Annotated in this window: 20 protein-coding genes and 1 other RNA gene; 17 read left to right on the top strand and 4 right to left on the bottom strand. The window is 65.3% G+C overall.

Annotated elements, in window-relative coordinates; all coding sequences use genetic code 11:
• Positions 1–233: 233 nt before the first annotated feature.
• A complete protein-coding gene (gene leuA, locus ACLIIZ_RS07725; RefSeq protein WP_416691529.1) occupies positions 234–1,916 on the bottom strand; it encodes a 2-isopropylmalate synthase in 1,683 nt (560 codons plus the stop codon).
• A 132-nt stretch (positions 1,917–2,048) separates the two neighbouring features.
• Between leuA and ACLIIZ_RS07720 the strand changes: the two genes are divergently transcribed.
• The 3 genes from ACLIIZ_RS07720 to rnpB all read left to right on the top strand — a co-directional run bounded on the left by ACLIIZ_RS07720 (position 2,049) and on the right by rnpB (position 3,155).
• The gene (locus tag ACLIIZ_RS07720; protein ID WP_416691649.1) at positions 2,049–2,513 is read left to right on the top strand and encodes an Lrp/AsnC family transcriptional regulator; all 465 of its coding nucleotides are present in this window, start codon (positions 2,049–2,051) and stop codon (positions 2,511–2,513) included.
• Between the two features lie 27 nt (positions 2,514–2,540).
• A complete protein-coding gene (locus tag ACLIIZ_RS07715) occupies positions 2,541–2,747 on the top strand; it encodes a hypothetical protein (RefSeq protein ID WP_416691528.1) in 207 nt (68 codons plus the stop codon).
• Between the two features lie 29 nt (positions 2,748–2,776).
• Positions 2,777–3,155, top strand: an RNA gene (rnpB, locus tag ACLIIZ_RS07710) — RNase P RNA component class A.
• Between the two features lie 14 nt (positions 3,156–3,169).
• Here rnpB and ACLIIZ_RS07705 read toward each other — a convergent pair.
• Both ACLIIZ_RS07705 and ACLIIZ_RS07700 read right to left on the bottom strand, forming a co-directional pair.
• Positions 3,170–4,354 carry a vWA domain-containing protein gene (locus tag ACLIIZ_RS07705; RefSeq protein ID WP_416691527.1) on the bottom strand — a complete coding sequence of 395 codons (1,185 nt, stop codon included), beginning with the start codon at positions 4,352–4,354 and terminating at the stop codon, positions 3,170–3,172.
• 7 nt (positions 4,355–4,361) lie between these two features.
• Positions 4,362–5,207: an AAA family ATPase gene (locus ACLIIZ_RS07700; protein ID WP_416691526.1), complete on the bottom strand. Its 846-nt coding sequence runs from the start codon at positions 5,205–5,207 to the stop codon at positions 4,362–4,364.
• 64 nt (positions 5,208–5,271) lie between these two features.
• Here ACLIIZ_RS07700 and ACLIIZ_RS07695 point away from each other — a divergent pair, with 64 nt between their 5' ends.
• Entirely contained in the window at positions 5,272–6,405 is a 1,134-nt protein-coding gene (locus ACLIIZ_RS07695) for a methyltransferase (RefSeq protein ID WP_416691525.1), read from the top strand.
• Between the two features lie 55 nt (positions 6,406–6,460).
• Here the strand turns inward: ACLIIZ_RS07695 and ahpC are convergent, their stop codons facing one another.
• Entirely contained in the window at positions 6,461–7,024 is a 564-nt protein-coding gene (ahpC, locus tag ACLIIZ_RS07690; protein ID WP_416691524.1) for an alkyl hydroperoxide reductase subunit C, read from the bottom strand.
• 289 nt (positions 7,025–7,313) lie between these two features.
• Here ahpC and ACLIIZ_RS07685 point away from each other — a divergent pair, with 289 nt between their 5' ends.
• The 13 genes from ACLIIZ_RS07685 to ftsW all read left to right on the top strand — a co-directional run bounded on the left by ACLIIZ_RS07685 (position 7,314) and on the right by ftsW (position 20,156).
• Positions 7,314–7,610 carry an HU family DNA-binding protein gene (locus ACLIIZ_RS07685; RefSeq protein WP_416691523.1) on the top strand — a complete coding sequence of 99 codons (297 nt, stop codon included), beginning with the start codon at positions 7,314–7,316 and terminating at the stop codon, positions 7,608–7,610.
• 58 nt (positions 7,611–7,668) lie between these two features.
• The gene (locus ACLIIZ_RS07680; RefSeq protein WP_416691522.1) at positions 7,669–8,064 is read left to right on the top strand and encodes a hypothetical protein; all 396 of its coding nucleotides are present in this window, start codon (positions 7,669–7,671) and stop codon (positions 8,062–8,064) included.
• 30 nt (positions 8,065–8,094) lie between these two features.
• The gene (locus ACLIIZ_RS07675; RefSeq protein ID WP_416691521.1) at positions 8,095–9,258 is read left to right on the top strand and encodes a UbiH/UbiF family hydroxylase; all 1,164 of its coding nucleotides are present in this window, start codon (positions 8,095–8,097) and stop codon (positions 9,256–9,258) included.
• Positions 9,259–9,267: 9 nt separating this feature from the next.
• Complete coding sequence (locus ACLIIZ_RS07670) at positions 9,268–9,999, top strand: DsbC family protein (RefSeq protein WP_416691520.1); 732 nt, start codon at positions 9,268–9,270, stop codon at positions 9,997–9,999.
• 322 nt (positions 10,000–10,321) lie between these two features.
• On the top strand, positions 10,322–10,768 hold the full coding sequence (gene mraZ / locus ACLIIZ_RS07665; RefSeq protein ID WP_374324476.1) for a division/cell wall cluster transcriptional repressor MraZ: 447 nt from the start codon (positions 10,322–10,324) through the stop codon (positions 10,766–10,768).
• A complete protein-coding gene (gene rsmH, locus ACLIIZ_RS07660) occupies positions 10,765–11,691 on the top strand; it encodes a 16S rRNA (cytosine(1402)-N(4))-methyltransferase RsmH (protein ID WP_416691519.1) in 927 nt (308 codons plus the stop codon). The genes mraZ and rsmH overlap by 4 nt, the downstream gene beginning before the upstream one ends.
• Complete coding sequence (ftsL, locus tag ACLIIZ_RS07655; RefSeq protein WP_416691518.1) at positions 11,691–11,951, top strand: cell division protein FtsL; 261 nt, start codon at positions 11,691–11,693, stop codon at positions 11,949–11,951. Before rsmH ends, ftsL begins: the two co-directional genes overlap by 1 nt.
• Positions 11,951–13,699: a peptidoglycan D,D-transpeptidase FtsI family protein gene (locus ACLIIZ_RS07650; RefSeq protein WP_416691517.1), complete on the top strand. Its 1,749-nt coding sequence runs from the start codon at positions 11,951–11,953 to the stop codon at positions 13,697–13,699. The genes ftsL and ACLIIZ_RS07650 overlap by 1 nt, the downstream gene beginning before the upstream one ends.
• Positions 13,699–15,174, top strand: a complete 1,476-nt coding sequence (locus tag ACLIIZ_RS07645; RefSeq protein WP_416691516.1) for a UDP-N-acetylmuramoyl-L-alanyl-D-glutamate--2,6-diaminopimelate ligase — start codon at positions 13,699–13,701, stop codon at positions 15,172–15,174. The genes ACLIIZ_RS07650 and ACLIIZ_RS07645 overlap by 1 nt, the downstream gene beginning before the upstream one ends.
• Positions 15,168–16,541 (top strand): UDP-N-acetylmuramoyl-tripeptide--D-alanyl-D-alanine ligase, encoded by a 1,374-nt coding sequence (locus ACLIIZ_RS07640; protein ID WP_416691515.1) that lies wholly within the window; start codon positions 15,168–15,170, stop codon positions 16,539–16,541. The genes ACLIIZ_RS07645 and ACLIIZ_RS07640 overlap by 7 nt, the downstream gene beginning before the upstream one ends.
• On the top strand, positions 16,541–17,644 hold the full coding sequence (gene mraY / locus ACLIIZ_RS07635) for a phospho-N-acetylmuramoyl-pentapeptide-transferase (protein WP_416691514.1): 1,104 nt from the start codon (positions 16,541–16,543) through the stop codon (positions 17,642–17,644). Before ACLIIZ_RS07640 ends, mraY begins: the two co-directional genes overlap by 1 nt.
• Positions 17,644–18,996: a UDP-N-acetylmuramoyl-L-alanine--D-glutamate ligase gene (murD, locus tag ACLIIZ_RS07630; protein ID WP_416691513.1), complete on the top strand. Its 1,353-nt coding sequence runs from the start codon at positions 17,644–17,646 to the stop codon at positions 18,994–18,996. The genes mraY and murD overlap by 1 nt, the downstream gene beginning before the upstream one ends.
• Positions 18,996–20,156: a putative lipid II flippase FtsW gene (gene ftsW / locus ACLIIZ_RS07625; protein WP_416691648.1), complete on the top strand. Its 1,161-nt coding sequence runs from the start codon at positions 18,996–18,998 to the stop codon at positions 20,154–20,156. The genes murD and ftsW overlap by 1 nt, the downstream gene beginning before the upstream one ends.
• The last annotated feature ends 69 nt before the right edge of the window (positions 20,157–20,225 follow it).

Here is a 20,225-nt window from a genome sequence, read left to right as displayed (position 1 = left end):
GCCGTGCGGACGGGCGGTTGGAAGGCGCTTTGCAACGAGGAAATGGGCGTTTCGGCTTGCCGGAGTTTCGCGTGGCGAAGGCGGCAGGGGGCGGCATTTACGCGGGCAGAACGATGAAATCTGTCACCGGTGGGCGGCGGCAAAGGCGGGATTCTACGCCGCCAAGCCCACGATGACAAGGAAAGTCCCGGAAATTCAGGCGCTTGCCATGCCGAGGCAAGCGCCTGGCCGGCTCAGGCGGCGGCGTCGAGGGCGTTGACGCCGAGGCGGTTGACGCCACTGATCAAGGCCTTGATCGAAGCGGTGACGATGTTGCTGTCGATGCCGACGCCGTAGCGTTCGCCGCGACCGTTGGCCGCCATCTCGATGAAGGCGACGGCGCGAGCATTGCCGTCCTCGCCCATCGGCACCATCGAACGTTCCTCATAGCTGCGCACCTGCGCTTCGATGCCGGCGCCCTGCAAGGCGTGCATGGCGGCGTTGATCGGACCGTTGCCTTCGCCGCTCAGGATGTGCGGCGTGCCGCCGATGTCCACCGTGAGGCGGATGCCCTGCTGGCTGCCGTGCTCGAACAGGTGGTGTTCGCGGTAGCGGACCGGGGTTTCGGCGTCGAGGTATTCGCCGGCGAAGAGGCGCCAGAGGTCGTCGGCGTTGACCTCGCCGCCGTGCGTGTCGGTGTGCTTCTGGACGACGCCGGAGAACTCGACCTGGAGGCGGCGCGGCATGAGCACGCCGTGCTCGGTCTCCATCAGGTAGGCGATGCCGCCCTTACCCGACTGGCTGTTGACGCGGATCACCGAATCGTAGGAGCGGCCGACGTCGGCGGGGTCGATCGGGAGATAGGGCACTGACCAAGTCTCATCCGCCTTTTGAGCGGCAAACCCCTTCTTGATGGCGTCCTGGTGGGAGCCGGAGAAGGCCGTGAAAACGAGATCCCCGACGTATGGGTGGCGCGGATGGATCGGGAGCTGGGTGCAGTGTTCGTAGGTGCGGGCAACGGCGTTGATGTCCGAAAAATCGAGTTGCGGATCGACGCCTTGTGTGTGCATGTTGAGGGCGAGCGTCACGAGGTCGACGTTGCCGGTGCGTTCGCCGTTGCCGAAGAGGCAGCCTTCGACGCGCTCGGCGCCGGCCATCAAGGCGAGTTCGGCGGCAGCGACGGCGGTGCCGCGGTCGTTATGCGGGTGGAGACTGATGATGACGCTGTCGCGGCGCGCGAGATTGCGGTGCATCCACTCGATCTGGTCGGCGTAGATGTTGGGTGTGGCGATCTCGACCGTGGTCGGCAAGTTGAGGATGACCTTGTTGTCCGGCGTCGCGCCCCAGGCGGCGGTGACCGCGTCGCAGACTTCCTTGGCGAAGTCGAGTTCGGTGGCGGTGAACAATTCCGGGCTGTATTCGAGGGTGATCTTCGTTTCCGGCATCTGTTCGGCGAGCGTTTTGATCAACTTGACCGCGTCGACCGCCATCTTCACCACCTCGGCCTTGCTCATGCCGAAGACGAAATCGCGGAAGCTCGGGCAGGTCGCGTTGTAGACATGGACGATCGCCTGCTTGGCGCCCTTCAAGGATTCGAAGGTGCGGCGGATGAGGTGCTCGCGCGCCTGGGTGAGGACTTCGATGGTGACGTCGGCGGGGATGTGCTGCTCCTCGATCAGGCGGCGCACGAAGCCAAACTCGGTTTCCGACGCTGACGGGAAGGCGACCTCGATCTGTTTGAAGCCGATGGCGCAGAGTGTCTGGAACATCTGCATCTTCTTGTCGGCGTTCATCGGCTCGAACAAGGCCTGGTTGCCGTCGCGCAGGTCGGTGCTCATCCACATCGGCGCCTGGGTGATGACGCGGTTCGGCCACTGGCGGTCGGTGAGGCCGACGGGCGGGAAAGCGGTGTACTTGGATGATTTTTGCTGCGCCATGATGCGGCTCCGGAAAACGTTTGCGATGGCGAAATCTTACGCAAGACTGTGCGGCAGGTGCTTGCGTTTTGTGGCATGATTTTGCTGTGTTTTGGCAGAAAATTGCGCGATGGTGAGTTTATGAGCAACGTTATTCAGATGGATCGCTACGACAAGGAAATTCTTGCCGTCCTGCAGCGTGATGGGCGGATCAGCAACCAGGATCTCGCCGACCGCATCGGCCTCTCGCCGTCGCCTTGTCTACGCCGGGTGCGGGCGCTCGAAGAGGCGGGCATCATCGCCGGCTACCGCGCCCAGCTCGATGCGAAAAAGCTCGGGCTGAGCCTGATGGCGCTGATCGGCATCTCGATGGACCAGCACACGCCGGAGCGCTTCGCCAACCTGGACGCGGCGATCGGCGGCATACCGGAAGTTCTCGAATGCCTGCTGATCACCGGCCAGCAGTCCGACTACCAGTTGAAAGTGGTGGTGCGCGACATGGATGCCTACCAGGACCTGCTGCTCAACAAGATCACGCGCATCCCGGGAGTGACCGGCGTGCACACCAGTTTCGTGCTGCGCAAGGTGGTCGATCGCGGCGCCCTGCCGGTCGATTGAGCTTGTTTGCGGGCTCATGATATTCTCATGACTACCCAATCCTTCGCGTCGCCAGCCATGAAACAGCCCACTTCCTCCGAACGTCGCCGTCTTGATCGCCGGCGCTCCCCCGTCACCACGCCGCCCTTCCGGACGGCCGCCGGGCTCGTGCTGAGCGAACGCCGGGCGCGCGTCGATCGGCGCAGCGCCTGGGTGCGCGACATCGTCGTCGAAACCGACGGCGAAACCAGCTGAGCGCCGATCCCACGTATAATCCGCCGCGGAAAGTCGGCCAGGCAATCGCTGGACACGCAAGTGTCGGGAGGAAAGTCCGGGCTCCATTGGGCAGGATGCCAGCTAACGGCTGGGTGCTATAAGTCGCAAGACCCAAGGCAACGGAAAGTGGAACAGAGAGTAGACCGCCTGTCGGGGCAACCCGGCAGGTAAGGGTGAAACGGCGGGGTAAGAGCCCACCGCGTCGGCGGTAACGTTCGACGGCACGCTAAACCCCATCCGGAGCAAGACCAAATAGGGAAGCTGAGGCGTGGCCCGCGCTGCTTCCGGGTAGGTTGCTTGAGCCTGTCGGTGACGGCAGGCCTAGAGGAATGATTGCCGAACCTCGCAAGAGGGGAACAGAACCCGGCTTATCGGCCGGCTTTCCATCAGATTCTTCCGTTTCAGCCGCGCGCGCTGGTCAGCCGGCGCATCGCCCGCTCCAGGCCGTCGAGGGTGAGCGGGAACATGCGCTCGTCGCCGATCTGGCGGCGGATCGCGGCAATCGACGGGGTGTATTGCCAGTATTCCTCGTTCACCGGGTTGAGCCAGGCGACGCGCGGCCAGGCGGCGACCAGGCGCTGCAGCCAGACGGCGCCGCTTTCCTCGTTCCAGTGTTCGACGCTGCCGCCCGGGTGGTCCACTTCGTAGGGGCTCATCGTCGCGTCGCCGACGAAGATCAAGGTGTAGTCACGGCCGTAGGTGTGGATCAGGTCGAGCGTGGACAGGCGTTCGTCGTGGCGGCGCCGGTTGTCGCGCCAGACGTGCTCGTAGACGCAGTTGTGGAAGTAGAAATGTTCGAGGTGCTTGAATTCGGCGCGGGCGGCCGAGAACAGTTCCTCGCAGACCTGGATGTGATCGTCCATCGAACCGCCGACGTCGAGGAAGAGCAGCACCTTGACCGCGTTGTGGCGTTCCGGCCGCAGGTGCAGGTCGAGCCAGCCGCCGTTGCGGGCGGTGCCGGCGATCGTGCCGTCGAGGTCGAGTTCGCTCGCCGCGCCCTGGCGGGCGAAGCGGCGCAGCCGGCGCAGGGCGACCTTGATGTTGCGCGTGCCGAGTTCGACCTGGTCGTCGAGGTTGCGGTAGGCGCGCTGTTCCCAGACCTTGATCGCCGTCCGGTTACCGGCCGAGTCGCCGCCGATGCGTACGCCGGCCGGGTTGTAGCCGCCGTGGCCGAAAGGCGATGTGCCGCCGGTGCCGATCCACTTGTTGCCGCCGGCGTGGCGTTCCTTCTGCTCGGCGAGGCGCTCGCGCAGGCGCTCGAAGATCTTCTCGTAGCTCAGTTGTTCGAGCTTTTTCCGTTCTTCTTCGGAAAGGTGGCGGCGTGCCGCCAGGCGTAGCCAGTCTTCGGGAATCTCGGCGTCCAGCCCGGGCAGTTGCTCGATGCCCTTGAAGTATTCGCCGAACGCACGGTCGAAGCGGTCGTAATGGCTCTCGTCCTTGACCAGCAGCGTGCGCGCGAGCAGGTAGAAGTCGTCGATGTCCGGCCCGACCAGGCGCGCCTGCAGCGCTTCGAGCAGGGCCAGCAGTTCCTGCGTCGACACCGGAATCTGCCGCGCCTTCAGGTGCAGGAAGAAGTCGACCAGCATCGCGGTTTCAGGGGGCCTTGCGCCGCGCCATGAAGGCGAGCCGCTCGAACAGGTGGATGTCCTGCTCGTTCTTCAGCAGCGCGCCGTGCAGCGGCGGGATCGCGTCCTTGGCGTCCTTGGCGCGCAGCGCTTCGGGCGGGATGTCCTCGGCCAGCAGCAGCTTGAGCCAGTCGATCAGTTCGCTGGTCGACGGCTTCTTCTTCAGGCCGGGCACCTCGCGCAGCTCGAAGAAGACTTCCAGCGCCTCGCGCAGCAGTTCCTGCTTGAGGGTCGGGAAATGCACGGCGACGATGCGCTGCATCGTTTCGCGGTCGGGGAACTTGATGTAGTGGAAGAAGCAGCGGCGCAGGAAGGCGTCGGGCAGTTCCTTCTCGTTGTTCGAGGTGATGACGATCAGCGGCCGGTGGCGGGCGCGGATCGTCTTCTGCAGCTCGTAGCAGTGGAACTCCATGCGATCCAACTCGCGCAGCAGGTCGTTGGGAAATTCGATGTCGGCCTTGTCGATTTCGTCGATCAGCACCACCGAAGGCGTCGCACATTCGAAGGCCTGCCACAGTACGCCGGGGACGATGTAGTGGGCGATGTCGGCGACGCGCGGGTCGCCCAGTTGCGAGTCGCGCAGGCGCGAGACGGCGTCGTATTCGTAAAGGCCCTGCTGCGCTTTGGTCGTCGACTTGATGTGCCACTGGAACAGCGGCAGGCCGAGCGCGCCGGCCACTTCCTCGGCGAGCAGGGTCTTGCCGGTGCCCGGCTCGCCCTTGATCAGCAGCGGCCGCTGCAGGGCGATGGCGGCATTGACGGCGAGGGTCAGGTCGCGCGGGGCGACATAGGTGTCGGTGCCTGAGAAGCGCATGGTCGGGGTCCGGCGGGTTGGGGTGGAAGGATTGTAAGGGCAAGCGGCTGGCCTACAATGCGCCATGTCCGAAATCAGCCCGCCCCGAATCTCCTGGTCCGATGCCGGCCGGCCGCGCAGCGCGCGCTGGCGTTCCGAAGCCGGCCTGCCGCCGCCGGCTGCGGTCGATGTGGTCGACGAGTCGCTGTCCGCCGATCTCGCCTGGTCCCGCCTGCTGGCCGGCGAAACCCTGCTCTGGCGCGGCGACTGGCCGAGCGCCCGGCGCCTGCTGCAGGCGCTGACGCAGCGCGCCGAGCGGCAATTCCGCTGCCAGCCGGCGGCGACGCCGTTGGAGACCTTCACCCGCCATCGTGCGACGCAGGGCCAGCGTGCCGCGCTGCTCGCCCGTCTGCTGGTGCCGCTCGGCCCCGATTACAAGCTCCCGCTGCGCCGCGCCCAGGACGTGCGCGATGCTTGCCGCGAAGCCTGGGGCAAGCCGGACGGCAGCAACAGCGTGGTGGCCCTGCGCGAGCTGCTGGCCGCGGTCAGTGCCCACGAATGGCGCAAGAAGGGCGTCCCGGTGGCCGCCGTCGGCGGCAGTATCCACCCGCATTACGGCGTCTTCTCGCCGGTGCGCGGCGAGTACGTCGACCTGGTCGCCCGCGCGCCATTGCCGGCGGGCTGCGCACTGGCCTTCGACATCGGCACCGGTTCCGGGGTGCTGGCGGCGGTGCTCGCCCGGCGCGGCTTGCAGGTCGTCGCCACCGACATGGCAGCGCGGGCGCTGGCCTGCGCTGCGGAAAACATCGAAAGACTCGGCTTGCGCGAACAGGTGCGCATCGTCGAGGCCGACCTCTTTCCCGAGGGGCGGGCGCCGCTCATCGTCTGCAATCCGCCCTGGCTGCCGGGACAGCCGACCTCGCCGGTCGAGTACGCGGTCTACGACCCGGAGTCGCGCATGCTGCGCGGCTTCCTCGCTGGACTGGCGGCACACCTGAGCCCGGGTGGGGAGGGCTGGCTGATCATGTCCGATCTGGCCGAACATCTGGGGCTGCGCGCGCCCGGCGAACTGGAAGGCTGGATCGCCGCCGCCGGCCTGCGCGTCGCCGCTCGCCTCGACACCCGGCCGCGGCACGGCAAGGCGCAGGATCGCGACGATCCGCTGCACGCGGCGCGCGCCGCCGAAGTGACCTCATTGTGGCGCCTGGTCGCCCAATGAAAAAAGACGGCCGGGCTGGCGCCGGGCCGTCTTTCGTTACTGCTGGCAGCGGGAATTAGATCTTGCCGACGAGGTCCAGGGACGGCTTCAGGGTTTCGGCGCCTTCCGTCCACTTGGCCGGGCAGACTTCGCCCGGGTGCGAGGCGACGTACTGGGCGGCCTTGACCTTGCGCAGCAGTTCGGAGGCGTCACGGCCGATCCCCAGGTCGTGGATTTCGGCGACCTTGATCTCGCCTTCCGGATTGACGACGAAGGTGCCGCGCAGCGCCAGACCTTCCGATTCGATCATGACGTCGAAGTTGCGGGTGACGGTGCCGGTCGGGTCGCCGAGCATGACGTACTTGATCTTCTTGATCGTGTCGGAAGCGTCGGCCCAGGCCTTGTGGGTGAAGTGGGTGTCGGTCGAGACGGAATAGACTTCGACGCCCAGCTTCTGGAATTCGGGGTACAGATCGGCCATGTCGCCGAGTTCGGTCGGGCAGACGAAGGTGAAGTCGGCCGGGTAGAAGAAGAAGATCGACCACTTGCCCTTCAGATCGGCATCGGACACGGTGATGAACTTGCCGTCCTGGTAGGCCTGGACGGTGAAGGGCTTGATCGTGGTATTGATGATGGACATGGGTTTCTCCTTGAGGTTGGTTATGACGACCGGGGTGATCTTAGAACCGGGGTGGTGATTGTTCCAATTGATTGCTTAAATATAGTACATAGTTGAGTGCTATGTCCTGTCGCCAAGCGGCGATGCGACATTTTCCGGGAAACGTATCCCGCATGCAAAAATCCCTCTCGAATGGCGCAGATTAAGGCCGGGCGGGCAACACGAAGTGAAAAAGGTGTGCTACTTTAAGTCCGCTGCCGTTCAGACGGCCGGTTTTCTTAACTTGATTGGGTAACTAGGAGGCACTTAGATGAATAAATCGGAGCTGGTCGAAGTTGCTGCACAAGAAGCTGGTATTACCAAGGCGGCCGCAGACAAGGCGTTGTCGGCCATCGTCGGCGCGGTTGTCCAGGCTGTTGCCAAGGGCGAGTCGGTAACGCTCGTCGGATTTGGTACGTTCAAGTCGGCGCCGCGCGCGGCCCGTACCGGCAAGAATCCGAAAACCGGTGCGACTCTGAAGATTCCGGCCACCGTCGTGCCGAAGTTCACTGCCGGTACGGCTTTCAAGGCGGCCGTTGCCCCGAAAAAAGGCGGCAAGAAAAAATAACCGAGCTCTCACCACATGCGGGGGCCGTCTTTGACGGACTCCGCTTTTTTACTTTGCAATGAACAATCCGAACAGCGATACCCAGATAGAAGAAACCGAGCCTGCCGTCGATGCCGAGCTTCCCGAGACCGTCGTCGAAGAGCAGCCGCCCGAGTTCCAGCCGCTTGACCTGAAGCGCCGCTTGCGCGAACTGTTGTCGGTTCCCGAGCGTGACCGCAGCGATGAACAGTGGGATGAAATCATCGAGCTGGAAATCCAGCTGGCGCCGGGCAACCGGATTTCCGGCAGCCCGGTACCAGGCGGTGGCGGTGGGCAGCCGCGTCATAACGCACCGCGCCAGAACAAGCCTGGCAATGCTGCAGCCCCGGCGGCGCAGAAGAAGCATCGGCCGCGTTCGAAGAACAATCGTCGGCCGCGCCAGGGAGGCAAGCCCGGCGGTGGCGAAGCGGTGTGATTCACACCCAGACTTTTTGTCCGGGCAGGCATGCAGCATTTTGATCTGATCATTGTCGGCGGCGGTCTGGCCGGCGCCAGTCTGGCGCTCGCCCTGCGCGACAGTGCGCTGCGCGTCGCCCTGGTCGAGGCGCAGCCGCCGCGTCGTCCAGATGGCTGGGATGCACGCATCTACGCGGTCAGTCCGGCCAACGTCGCCTTCCTCGATGCGATCGGCGCCTGGCGCCATCTCGATCGGCAGCGCATCGCGCCGATTGCGGCGATGAAGGTGTTTGGCGATGCCGGCGGGGCGCTTGAATTTTCCGCGTATGAGACGGGGGTTGCCGATCTCGGGTGCATTCTCGAATCGTCGCTGGTCGCTTGCGAGTTGTGGGAAGGCCTGAAGCGTCAGTCCAACCTGGCGCTATTCATCGGGCAGAAACCTGCGGCGCTGGAATTTCGCGATGAGGTCGCGGTGTTGCGACTGGCTGATGGCGAAACCCTGTCGGCGGCACTGCTGGTCGGCGCCGACGGGCGCGATTCCTGGGTTCGCGAAGCGGCCGGATTGCCGGCGCACAACCGGCACTACGGCGAGAAGGGCGTCGTTGCCAACTTCGCGACCGATCGGCCGCACCGCAACATCGCCTGGCAGTGGTTCGGCGATGACGGGGTGCTGGCTTACCTGCCCTTGCCCGGGCAGCGCATGTCGATCGTCTGGTCGGCGCCGGATGCGCTGGCCGACGAACTCTGCCAGCTGTCGCCCGAAGCGCTCTGCGAGCGCGTCGAGCTGGCCGGCCGCGGCGTTCTCGGCAAGCTTGATCTGCTGACCCCGGCGCAGGCTTTCCCGCTGCGCCTGATGCGGGTACCGGAAATAGTCGCCCGGCGCCTGGCGCTGGTTGGCGATGCCGGTCACGGCATCCATCCGCTGTCGGGGCACGGTATCAACCTGGGCTTCCAGGATGCGCAGGCGCTCGCCGATCGGTTGCTGGCCAGCAAGGCCTGGGAAGACATCGGTGATCTGCGCTTCCTGCAGGGCTATCAGCGGGCGCGGCGTGAGGAAATCACCTTGATGCAGACGACCACCGATGCGCTGCGTCGTCTTTTTGCCGCGCCATCGCCGCTGTTGCGGCCCTTGCGCAACCTGGGGCTGAACTTTACGAACCGTTTGCCGGTCGCAAAGAGTGTCCTCGTTCGTTACGCCCTTGGGGGCTTCTAGGAGAGTTTGATGTTGCTGAAGGCCTGGTCCACCGTATTGTTTTTGCTGATCTCGACGGCCTGTTCGGCGAATGAAGCCGAAATCCAGAAAGCCATCGAGTCCCGGCTCGGGGTCAAGGTCGAAAGCGTGACCAAGGCCGGTTATTTCGGGCTGTACGAAATTTACGCCGACGGCAATCTTTTCTACACCGACGAGAAAGTCACGGCGATCCTGATCGGCGGCGACCTGATCCGTTCCCAGCATGCGCTCAACCTGGTTGACCTGAAGACCAACCGCAACATTACCGAGGAGCGTCTGCGCAAGCTGACGGCGATCAAGTTCAGCGACCTGCCACTCGATCGCGCGATCAAGCAGGTGCGCGGCGACGGCAAGCGGGTGCTGGCGACCTTCGAAGATCCCAATTGCGGCTATTGCAAGCGTCTGGCCAAGGACATGCAGAAGCTGGAAAACGTCACCGTCTATACCTTCCTCTATCCCATCCTGTCCGAGGACTCGCTGAAGAAATCGCGTCAGATCTGGTGCTCGGCTGACCGCGCCAAGGTCTGGAACGACTGGATCATTGACGGCAAGACGCCGGGCGGTCGGGATAACTGCGATACCACGGCGATCAAGAGGAACCTGGAGTTCGGTCGCCGTCTAAATATCACCGGTACGCCGACCATCATCTTCGCCGACGGCGAAAGGGTGCCCGGCGCGGTGCCGCTCAACGTGCTCGAGCAGCGTTTGAGCCAGCAGAAGTAAAGGCATTTACGCGCCCTCGGCGACGGGCGCCACAGGCGGCACATGGTTCCCTGATGGGGAGCGATGTGCCGTTTTTTCATGCCGCTTTTGCCGCACAGGAAATGTCATCGTGATGGCTTGGGCTTGCCGGGCAAACTCCTAATGTTTAACTTTAACTAACGTTTTTCGTGCATTGATTTTTAAGTCTTTTTTGCCCAGCATTTTGTCTTCAAAAATCCCGGTAAGTCATTGTTGCGTAAGAAAAAATTCCCCGTTTTTCTATTGACGCCCATCAGTGCATGCTCTAAAGTGGGAAAACGTGTTGAAAAGTGGGTAAACGGGGATGTTCGAGGGGGCTACGGCGCTCAGTCTGGATGCGAAAGGGCGGCTTGCCATTCCGGCAAGGCATCGTGACGCCCTGCTCGCGGCCGGCGCCGGGTCGCTGGTCCTGACCGCGCACCCGCATCGTTGCCTGCTGCTTTATCCGGCACCGGCCTGGCAGCCGATCCGCGACCAGATCCTCAAGGCGTCCAGCCTTGATCCACGGGCGGCCGCAATCAAGCGGGTAATGGTCGGCAATGCGCGGACCGAGGAGCCCGACAGCGCCGGGCGCCTGCTGGTCGCACCCGAGTTGCGCACCTACGCGCAACTGGAAAAGACGGTGTACCTGGTTGGCATGGGCAGTCATTTCGAAATCTGGAGCGAAGCCGGCTGGCAGCAACAGAACGATCTGGCGGCCGAGGCGCTGACCGGCGATCTGCCGGCGGGACTGGGGGACCTTGTCCTGTGAGTTCCGGCGGCGCCCATGTCACGGTGCTGCTCGAAGAGGCGGTGAATTCCCTGGCAATCAAGAAAGACGGCGTGTACGTGGACGCGACCTTCGGTCGTGGTGGCCACAGTCGCCGCATTCTTGAAGCGCTGGGGGGGAACGGCCACCTGGTCGCGCTCGATCGTGACCCGCAGGCGATCCAGGCCGGCTCGGCGATTGCCGACCCGCGTTTCCGGCTGGTGCACCGCGCTTTCGGCGAACTGGCCGAAGCGGCTGCGGAGGCCGGCGTGGCGGCGGTGGATGGGGTGTTGTTTGATGTAGGGGTGTCGTCGCCGCAAATCGACGATGGGGAGCGCGGCTTCAGCTTCCGCCAGGATGCGCCGCTCGACATGCGGATGGATACGACGCGTGGCGAAACGGCGGCGGAGTGGCTGGCTAGGGCCGAATTGAAAGAAATAACGGAGGTTATCAGGGATTATGGCGAAGAACGGTTTGCTTTCCAGGTTGCAAAGAAGGTTGTGTCTGCTCGGGTCGAACAGCCCATTGTCACGACAGGCCAGTTCGCTGCCCTCGTACGCGAGGCCGTGCGCACCCGTGAGCCAGGGCAGGACCCGGCGACGCGCAGCTTTCAAGCTCTACGGATTCATATCAATCAAGAGCTCCGCCAGCTGGAGGTAGCCTTGCCGCAGGCCTTCGATCTGCTGAAACCGGGTGGTCGGCTGGTGGTCATCGCCTTCCATTCGCTGGAAGATCGTATCGTCAAGAACTTCATGCGCGCCCAATCGACTGCCGATGCCTTGCCCAAGGGCCTGCCGCTGCGCGCTGACCAGCTGCCGCCGCCGAAGATGCGTCTGATCGGCAAGGCGGTCAAACCCTCGGTTGCCGAAGTCGCGGCCAATCCGCGTGCGCGCAGCGCGGTGATGCGGGTGGCGGAGAAGCTGTGATGTTCCGCGTCAATCTCGTCCTGCTCTTCATCGTCGTCGTCTGTGCACTCGCCGTGGTCACCGCCCAGCACCGCGGACGCAAGCTGTTCCAGGCGCTGGAAGCGGAACAGGAAAAAGTGCGCCAACTCGACATCGAGTTCGGTCAGTTGCAGATCGAGATGTCCACCTGGGCGACCCATCCGCGCATCGAGAAGACGGCGCGTGAGCGTCTGCACATGGTATTGCCGCCGGTGGCGGCGGCACCGGCGGGGGGGCGCTGATGGTCGTCCGTCGTCGGCCGCAACGCGGTCACCGCTATACCGAGAGTCCGCTGCTGCAACTGGCGCTGCAGGGCTGGCGTTCGCGCATGGTCGGCCTGCTCCTGATGGTGGCTTTCCTGCTGCTGCTGCTGCGCGCCTTTTACCTGCAGGTGATCAACAACGACTTTCTCCAGGAAAAAGGCGATTCGCGCTATTTGCGCGATATCGAGATTTCCGCCTCGCGCGGCAAGGTGACCGACCGCCACGGCGACATGCTCGCGGTATCCACGCCGATGCGCTCGATCTGGGCGATCCCGGCCGACGCCCGGAGCATGAACGCGGAACAGAAGCGCCAACTGGCCGCGTTGGTCGAACTCAAACCGCGCGAACTCGACGCCCGCCTGGCCTCGGAAAAAACCTTCGTCTTCCTGCAGCGCCAGGTGCCGCCGCAGGTGGCGGAGCAGGTGCGGGCGCTCAAGCTGCCGGGCGTGCACCAGGAAAAGGAATACCGCCGCTACTATCCGTCGGGCGAGATGACCGCGCATCTGGTCGGTTTCACCGGCGTCGACGACAAGGGCCTGGAAGGCGTCGAGCTGGCCTTCCAGCAGTCGCTGCGCGGTCATCCCGGGGCGCGTACGGTGATCCGCGACCGCCGCGGCAACATCATCGAGGATGTCGGCGCCACCCGGCCGCCGCGCGATGGCAGCGACATCGCGCTGGCCATTGATGCCAAGATCCAGTACCTCGCCTACAGCCACCTCAAGGCGACGGTGGCCGAGCATGAAGCCAAGGGCGGCGGCATCATCGTTCTCGATACGCGTACCGGCGAAGTGCTGGCGCTCGCCAACTGGCCGACCTACAACCCGAACAATCGCGCCAAGCTGTCCGGCGAGCAGTTGCGCAACCGCGCGGTCACCGACACCTTCGAGCCCGGCTCGACGCTGAAGCCATTCACCGTCGCGCTTGGTCTGGAACAGGGCAAGTACCGCTACGATTCGCTGATCGACTGCGGGTCGGGACGGATCACCGTCGGCCGCTCGGTGATCAGCGATACCCACGCCAACGGCGAACTGACCGTCGCCCAGGTGATCCAGAAGTCGTCGAACGTCGGCACCACCAAGATCGCCCTCAGCCTGCCGCGTGAGTCGATGTGGGAAATGTTCGACAGCCTCGGCCTCGGCCGCCAGCCGGCGCTCGGTTTCCCGGGTGAAGCCGCCGGTCGGGTGCGGCCGTGGAAGAACTGGCGGCCGATCGAGCAGGCGACGATGTCCTACGGGCACGGCATTTCGCTCAGCCTGATCCAGCTCGCACGAGCCTACTCGGTATTCGCCCGCGACGGCGATCTGGTGCCGGTGTCGCTGCTGCGCGTCGATGCGCCGGTGGTGCGCGGTACGCCGGTGTTCTCGGCGCAGACGGCGCGCGAAATGCGGGCCATGCTCGAACTGGTCGTGCAGCCCGGCGGCACCGCGCCGAAGGCGGCGGTGCCGGGTTACCGGGTCGGCGGCAAGACCGGCACCGCGCACAAACTGGAAGGTGGCGTGTACGCCAACAAGTACATCGCCTCCTTCGTCGGCATCGGGCCGATCTCTGATCCCCGGCTGATCGTCGCCGTGATGATCGACGAGCCGAGCGGCAAACAGTATTACGGCGGCCAGATTGCCGGCCCGGCGTTTGCGCAGGTAATGGCCGGTGCCCTGCGCACGCTCGGCGTGCCGCCGGATGCGCCATTGCAGGTGGCTACCACGAATGACGGAAAGGGACGCCTGTGATGAGCCCGCGCGCCCTGCTCGATCAACTGGAAAGCCTCGGCGTGACGCCGAGCGGCGTTGCCGACGACAGCCGCCAGGTGCGCCCGGGCGATCTTTTCCTGGCCTATCCTGGCGATCTCGCCGACGGTCGGCGTTTCATCCCGGATGCCCTGGCGCGCGGCGCCGTCGCCGTCCTCTGGCAGGCTGGCGGCGACTTCGCGTGGAACGCAGCGTGGTCGGTGCCGCAACTGGAAGTCGGCGCGCTGCGCGAGCTGGCTGGTCCGCTGGCGCATGCCGTGTACGGTCATCCGAGCGAGGGGCTGTCGCTGATCGCCATCACCGGCACCAACGGCAAGACGACGATCAGCCAGTGCATCGCCCACGCCTACCCCCGCCTCTGCGCCATCATCGGCACGCTCGGTGCCGGCTTTCCCGAGCAACTGGAGGAAACCGGCTTCACGACGCCCGAGGCGACGACGCTGATGCGTTACCTGGCCGACTTCCGTGCCCGCAAGGCGGCCGCCTGTGCCCTCGAAGCCAGCTCGATCGGCATCGAGGAAGGGCGGATGAATGGCGCCCGCGTCGATGTCGCGGTGTTCACCAACCTGACCCGCGATCACCTCGACTACCACGGCGACATGGCCGCCTACGCCGCCGCCAAGGAAAAGCTCTTCCTCTGGCCGCGCCTGCGTACCGCGGTGATCAACCTCGACGACGAATTCGGCATCCACCTGATGCGCGAGACGACGGCGATGCGCGTCATCGGCTATTCAGCGCAGCCGCCGCGGCGTGATTTCCCGGCGCTGGTGCGCGCCGAGAACCGCGTCGACACGCCTTGCGGTCAGCGCTTCGACCTCGTCCTGCCGAATGGGCGGACCCAGGTCGACACGGCGCTGGTCGGCGCCTACAACGTCTCCAACCTGCTGGCCGTCGCCGCCGTGTTGCACGACGCTGGCGTGATGCCGGCCGAGGTCGGCCGCCGTCTCTCCGAGTTGCAGCCGCCACCGGGGCGGATGGAGCGTCTGGGTGGCAGCGGCGAGCCGCTGGTCGTTGTCGATTACGCCCACACCCCGGATGCCCTGCACAACGCCCTGGCCGCGTTGCGCCCGGTGGCCGATGCGCGCGGTGGCCGCCTGGTCGTCGTCTTCGGTTGCGGCGGCGACCGCGATCCGGGCAAGCGTCCGCAGATGGGCGCGGTGGCCGAAGCCGGTGCCGATCGCGTCATCGTCACCAGCGACAACCCGCGCCGCGAGGCGCCGGCGGCGATCATCGCCGACATCGTCGGCGGCATGGAAAGACCGGAAATCGAAGCCGACCGGGCGACGGCGATCCGTCGCGCCGTGAGCGTCGCCGATGTCGCCGACGTCGTGCTGCTGGCCGGCAAGGGACACGAAAACTATCAGGAAATCGCCGGCCAACGCCTGCCGTTTTCCGATCTGGCCCAGGCCCGTGCGGCGCTGGCCGGACGCTCTGCCCCGCAGGAGGAAGCATGCTGAACTGGTCCTTGTCCCGTGTCGCCGCAGCCGTCGACGGTCGCCTGTGCGGCGCCGACGTCGCTGTGCGCGGTGTGTCCACCGATACCCGGGCGGTTGCCGCCGGCCAGCTTTTCGTTGCCTTGCGCGGCGAGCGCTTCGATGCCCACGATTTCCTCGACGCCGCCGTTGCCGCCGGCGCCGCAGCGCTGCTGGTGGCTGACGAGAGCCGCCTGCCGGCCGGGATGCCGGCCATCGTCGTCGCCGACACGCGGCTCGCGCTGGGTCGTCTGGCGCAGGCCTGGCGGGCCGAATTCACGCTGCCGGTGATCGCCGTCACCGGTTCCAACGGCAAGACGACGACCAAGGAAATGATCGCCGCCATCCTCGCCGCCGCCTTCGGCGACGCGGTGCTGGCGACGCGCGGCAACTTCAACAACGACATCGGCCTGCCGCTGACCTTGCTCGGCCTCAATGCCGGGCACCGCGCGGCGGTGATCGAGATGGGCATGAACCGGCCCGGCGAAATCGGCTACCTGGTCGGCATCGGCGCGCCCAGCGTGGCGCTGGTCACCAACGCCCAGCGCGCCCATCTCGAGGGCATGGGCGACCTCGACGAAGTGGCGCGTGAGAAAGGCAGCATCTTCGCCGGTCTGCCCGCCGACGGCATCGCCGTGATCAACGCCGACGACGGCTACGCCGCGCTGTGGCGTGAGATGGCCGGCGGCCGCCGCGTGCGCAGTTTCGCCATCGACCATCCGGCCGACGTGCACGGTAACGTGTACCAGCACGGCCTGGAAATTTCCCTCGCCCTGACCGCGGCCGAAGGCGCGATCCAGTTCACGCTGGCGATTCCCGGTCGTCACAACGCGCGCAATGCGGTGGCCGCGGCTGCCGCCTGCCTGGCTGCCGGCGTGCCGCTGGCCGCGGTGGCCGAGGGCCTGTCCAGCTTTGCCGGCGTCAAGGGGCGGCTGCAACGGCGCGCTGGCCGCAAGGGCGCGGAAATCCTCGACGACACCTACAACGCCAATCCGGATTCGGTGCGCGCCGGCATCGATGTGCTCGCTGCCACCATCGGCCGCAAGTTGCTGGTGCTTGGCGACATGGGCGAAATCGGCGAGGCCAGCGGCCAATACCACGACGAGATCGGCGGCTACGCCAAGAGCCAGGGCATCGATCGCCTGTACGCGCTGGGCGAGGCCAGCCAGCAGGCGGTGCGCAACTTCGGCGAAGGTGCCCGTCACTTCTGCCATATCGACAAGCTGCTGGCGGCCGTCGACAAGGAACTGGGTCCGGACACCACGGTGCTGATCAAGGGCTCGCGCTTCATGAAAATGGAAAGGGTGGCCGATGCACTGGCCGCCACCGCCGCTACCGGGGGGAACCACTGATGCTTCTGGAACTTGCCCAATGGCTGGCGCAGGACATTCGCTTTTTCAATGTCTTCAACTACATCACGCTGCGTACCGTGCTGGCGATGATGACCGCGCTGGTCATTTCCTTCATCGCCGGCCCCGGCGTCATCCGCTGGCTGGCGGCCAAGAAGATCGGCCAGGCGGTGCGCACCGACGGTCCGCAGACGCACCTGGTCAAGTCGGGAACGCCGACCATGGGCGGCGTGCTGATCCTGATCGCGATCGGCGTCACGACGCTGCTCTGGGGCGATCTGTCCAACAAGTACGTGTGGACGGTGCTCGTCGTCACCCTCGGCTTCGGCATCATCGGCTGGTACGACGACTGGAAAAAAGTCGTCTATCGTGACCCGAACGGGCTGGCCAGCCGCTGGAAGTTCTTCTGGCAGTCGGTGCTCGGCGCCGGTGCGGCGCTCTTCCTCGCCTTCTCGGCGACGTCGACGGCGCAGACCGAACTGATCGTTCCGTTCTTCAAGAGCGTCGCCTATCCGCTGGGCATCGTCGGTTTCATCGTCCTCACTTATTTCGTCATCGTCGGCACCAGCAACGCGGTCAACCTGACCGACGGCCTCGACGGTCTGGCGATCATGCCGACGGTGATGGTCGCCTCGGCCTTCGCCATCTTCGCCTACGTCACCGGTAACGCGGTATACGCCAAGTACCTGCTGATTCCCTATGTGCCGGGGGCCGGCGAATTGTGCATCCTGCTCGGCGCGATTGCCGGCGCCGGGCTCGGCTTCCTGTGGTTCAACGCCTATCCGGCCGAAGTCTTCATGGGCGACGTCGGCGCGCTGGCGCTCGGTGCCGCGCTGGGCACGGTCGCCGTCATCGTCCGTCAGGAAATCGTCCTCTTCATCATGGGCGGCGTTTTCGTCGTCGAGACGCTGTCGGTGATGCTGCAGGTGTCGTGGTTCAAGTACACCAAGAAGAAATACGGCGAGGGTCGGCGCATCCTGCGCATGGCGCCGCTGCACCACCATTTCGAACAAACGGGCTGGAAGGAGACGCAGGTTGTCGTCCGCTTCTGGATCATCACCATCATGCTGGTCCTGATCGGGCTGGCAACCTTGAAGCTGCGCTGATGGAACTCAAGGGCAAACGCGTTCTGGTGATCGGACTCGGCGAGTCCGGACTGGCGATGGCCAAGTGGCTGCATCGCCAGGGCGCGTTTGTGCGCGTCGCCGACTCGCGCGACAATCCGCCCAACGTAGACGCACTGCAAACCGTCGCGCCGGGTGCTGAACTGCTCGCCGGGGCCTTTTCCGCCACCACCTTCGCCGGCTGCGAAGTGGTCGCCCTGTCGCCGGGCGTCGCCAAGGCGACGCCGGCCATCGCTGCTTGCGGCCTGCCGCTGATTTCGGAGATCGAACTGTTCGCCGCTGGCGTGCGCGAACAGGTGCCCGACTCGCGGATTGTCGCCATCACCGGCAGCAACGGCAAGACCACGACCACCGCGCTGACCGCCCACCTGCTCAACGGCGCCGGTGTGCCGGCGATTGCCTGCGGCAACATCTCGCCGTCGGCACTCGACGCGCTGATGGATGCGCAGGACGCCGGGACGCTGCCGGCGGTCTGGGTCGTCGAGCTGTCGAGCTTCCAGCTCGAAACGACGCATCACCTGAACGCCGCGGCGGCGACCGTGCTCAATATCTCCGAGGATCACCTCGACCGCTACGACGGTAGTCTGGCCAATTACGCCGCCGCCAAGTCGCGCGTTTTCCAGGGCAAGGGAACGATGATCCTCAACCGCGACGACGATTGGTCGATGGCCAACGGCCGCTGCGGGCGCAAGATGGTCACTTTCGGCCTGTCGCCGGCACCGCGCGCGGTCGATTACGGCTATGTCGACGGCGCCATCGTGCGCGGCAAGGAAGCACTGGTCGCCGCTGCCGACCTGCAGCTTTCCGGCCTGCACAACGTCGCCAACGCAATGGCGGCGCTGGCGCTGGGCGAGGCGGTCGGTGTCGCGCCGCAACGCCTGCTCGAACCCTTGATGGCATTCCGCGGCTTGCCGCACCGCGTCGAGACGGTAGCCGAGATCGGCGGCGTGCTCTATGTCGACGATTCCAAGGGCACCAACGTCGGCGCCACGCTGGCAGCGATCGAGGGCATGGGGCGCAAGGTCGCCATCGTCCTCGGCGGCGACGGCAAGGGCCAGGACTTTTCGCCGCTGAAGGCGGCGCTTGCCGCGCATGGCCGCGCGGTGGCGCTGATCGGCCGCGACGCAGCGGCGATCGGCATGGCGATCGAAGGCTGCGGCGTGCCGACTGTCATCGTCGGCGACATGGACGCCGCCGTGCGCTGGCTGGCCGCCCGCGCCGAGCCGGGCGACTGCGTGCTGCTGTCGCCGGCCTGCGCCAGCCTCGACATGTACCGCAACTACGCGCACCGGGCGCAGGCCTTCATCGACGCCGTCGGAGGCTTGCAGCCGTGATGCTCTCCGCGCTCAACTCGCCGCGCCAGCAAATGGCGGAGATTGACCACGCCCTGCTCTGGTCGGCGCTGCTGCTCCTGCTCGGCGGCCTGGTGATGGTCTATTCGGCATCGATCGCCACCGCCGAGGCCGGCCGTTTCACCAACCACCAGCCGGCCTACTACCTGATCCGCCATGCGATCTTCCTGTGCATCGGCCTGGTTGCCGCCGCGGTCGCTTTCCAGTTGCCGTTGACCGCCTGGCAGAAGTATGCGCCCGTCCTTTTCCTGGTCGGCGTCGTCCTGCTGGCGATCGTCCTCATTCCCGGCATCGGCCGCGACGTCAATGGCGCCCGCCGCTGGCTGCCGCTCGGCTTCGCCAACCTGCAGCCGTCGGAGCTGATGAAGCTGTTCGCCGTCCTCTACGCCGCCGACTACACGATGCGCAAGATCAACGTCATGCACGACCTGAAGCAGGCCTTCCTGCCGATGTTCGGGGCGATGGCGCTGGTCGGCATCCTGCTGCTCAAGGAGCCGGATTTCGGCGCCTTCGTCGTCATCATCTCGATCGCCATGGGCATCCTCTTCCTCGGCGGTTTGAAGGCGCGCATGTTCGTGCTGCTGATCGTCGGCCTGCTGATCGCCTTCGCGATCATGATCATCGTCTCGCCCTACCGGCGCGACCGCATCTTCGGCTTCATGGACCCGTGGTCCGATGCCTTCGGCCGCGGCTATCAGCTGTCGCACTCGCTGATCGCCTTCGGCCGTGGCGAACTGTTCGGCGTCGGTCTCGGCGCCAGTGTCGAGAAGCTGTTCTACCTGCCGGAAGCGCACACGGATTTCCTGCTCGCGGTGATTGCCGAAGAACTTGGCTTCGTCGGCGTCCTGACCGTGATTGCCCTGTTCGCCGTGCTGGTCCAGCGCGCTTTCGCCATCGGCCGCCAGTGTGTGCAGCTCGACCGTCTCTACCCGGCGCTGGTGGCGATGGGCATCGGCATCTGGCTGGGCGTCCAGTCCTTCATCAACATGGGCGTCAACGTCGGCCTCTTGCCGACCAAGGGCCTGACCCTGCCGCTGATGAGCTTCGGCGGTTCGGGCATCCTCGCCAACTGCGTGGCATTGGCGATCCTGCTTCGGGTTGACTGGGAAAACAGGCAACTCATGAGAGGTGGAAAACTATGACCACGTTCGCGTTGCCTGTTTCGGCGAAGGCTAACGTGCGCAGCACGTTAAGGGCGCAGCCCGGCCGTA

The sequence above is a fragment of the Azonexus caeni genome, assembly GCF_048146105.1.
Classification (GTDB): domain Bacteria; phylum Pseudomonadota; class Gammaproteobacteria; order Burkholderiales; family Rhodocyclaceae; genus Azonexus; species Azonexus aromaticus_B.
Note: the sequence above shows the minus strand (reverse complement) of the source record. Positions and strands in the feature narration are given on the sequence as shown.

What these genes read in the sequence shown, in the direction of transcription:
- leuA (WP_416691529.1), bottom strand. Translation starts at nt 1,916, where the DNA reads ATGGCGCAGCAAAAATCATCCAAGTACACCGCTTTCCCGCCCGTCGGC.
- ACLIIZ_RS07715 (WP_416691528.1), top strand. Translation starts at nt 2,541, where the DNA reads ATGACTACCCAATCCTTCGCGTCGCCAGCCATGAAACAGCCCACTTCC.
- ACLIIZ_RS07705 (WP_416691527.1), bottom strand. Translation starts at nt 4,354, where the DNA reads ATGCTGGTCGACTTCTTCCTGCACCTGAAGGCGCGGCAGATTCCGGTG.
- ACLIIZ_RS07700 (WP_416691526.1), bottom strand. Translation starts at nt 5,207, where the DNA reads ATGCGCTTCTCAGGCACCGACACCTATGTCGCCCCGCGCGACCTGACC.
- ACLIIZ_RS07695 (WP_416691525.1), top strand. Translation starts at nt 5,272, where the DNA reads ATGTCCGAAATCAGCCCGCCCCGAATCTCCTGGTCCGATGCCGGCCGG.
- ahpC (WP_416691524.1), bottom strand. Translation starts at nt 7,024, where the DNA reads ATGTCCATCATCAATACCACGATCAAGCCCTTCACCGTCCAGGCCTAC.
- ACLIIZ_RS07685 (WP_416691523.1), top strand. Translation starts at nt 7,314, where the DNA reads ATGAATAAATCGGAGCTGGTCGAAGTTGCTGCACAAGAAGCTGGTATT.
- ACLIIZ_RS07680 (WP_416691522.1), top strand. Translation starts at nt 7,669, where the DNA reads ATGAACAATCCGAACAGCGATACCCAGATAGAAGAAACCGAGCCTGCC.
- ACLIIZ_RS07675 (WP_416691521.1), top strand. Translation starts at nt 8,095, where the DNA reads ATGCAGCATTTTGATCTGATCATTGTCGGCGGCGGTCTGGCCGGCGCC.
- ACLIIZ_RS07670 (WP_416691520.1), top strand. Translation starts at nt 9,268, where the DNA reads ATGTTGCTGAAGGCCTGGTCCACCGTATTGTTTTTGCTGATCTCGACG.
- mraZ (WP_374324476.1), top strand. Translation starts at nt 10,322, where the DNA reads ATGTTCGAGGGGGCTACGGCGCTCAGTCTGGATGCGAAAGGGCGGCTT.
- ftsL (WP_416691518.1), top strand. Translation starts at nt 11,691, where the DNA reads ATGTTCCGCGTCAATCTCGTCCTGCTCTTCATCGTCGTCGTCTGTGCA.
- ACLIIZ_RS07650 (WP_416691517.1), top strand. Translation starts at nt 11,951, where the DNA reads ATGGTCGTCCGTCGTCGGCCGCAACGCGGTCACCGCTATACCGAGAGT.
- ACLIIZ_RS07645 (WP_416691516.1), top strand. Translation starts at nt 13,699, where the DNA reads ATGAGCCCGCGCGCCCTGCTCGATCAACTGGAAAGCCTCGGCGTGACG.
- ACLIIZ_RS07640 (WP_416691515.1), top strand. Translation starts at nt 15,168, where the DNA reads ATGCTGAACTGGTCCTTGTCCCGTGTCGCCGCAGCCGTCGACGGTCGC.
- mraY (WP_416691514.1), top strand. Translation starts at nt 16,541, where the DNA reads ATGCTTCTGGAACTTGCCCAATGGCTGGCGCAGGACATTCGCTTTTTC.
- murD (WP_416691513.1), top strand. Translation starts at nt 17,644, where the DNA reads ATGGAACTCAAGGGCAAACGCGTTCTGGTGATCGGACTCGGCGAGTCC.
- ftsW (WP_416691648.1), top strand. Translation starts at nt 18,996, where the DNA reads ATGCTCTCCGCGCTCAACTCGCCGCGCCAGCAAATGGCGGAGATTGAC.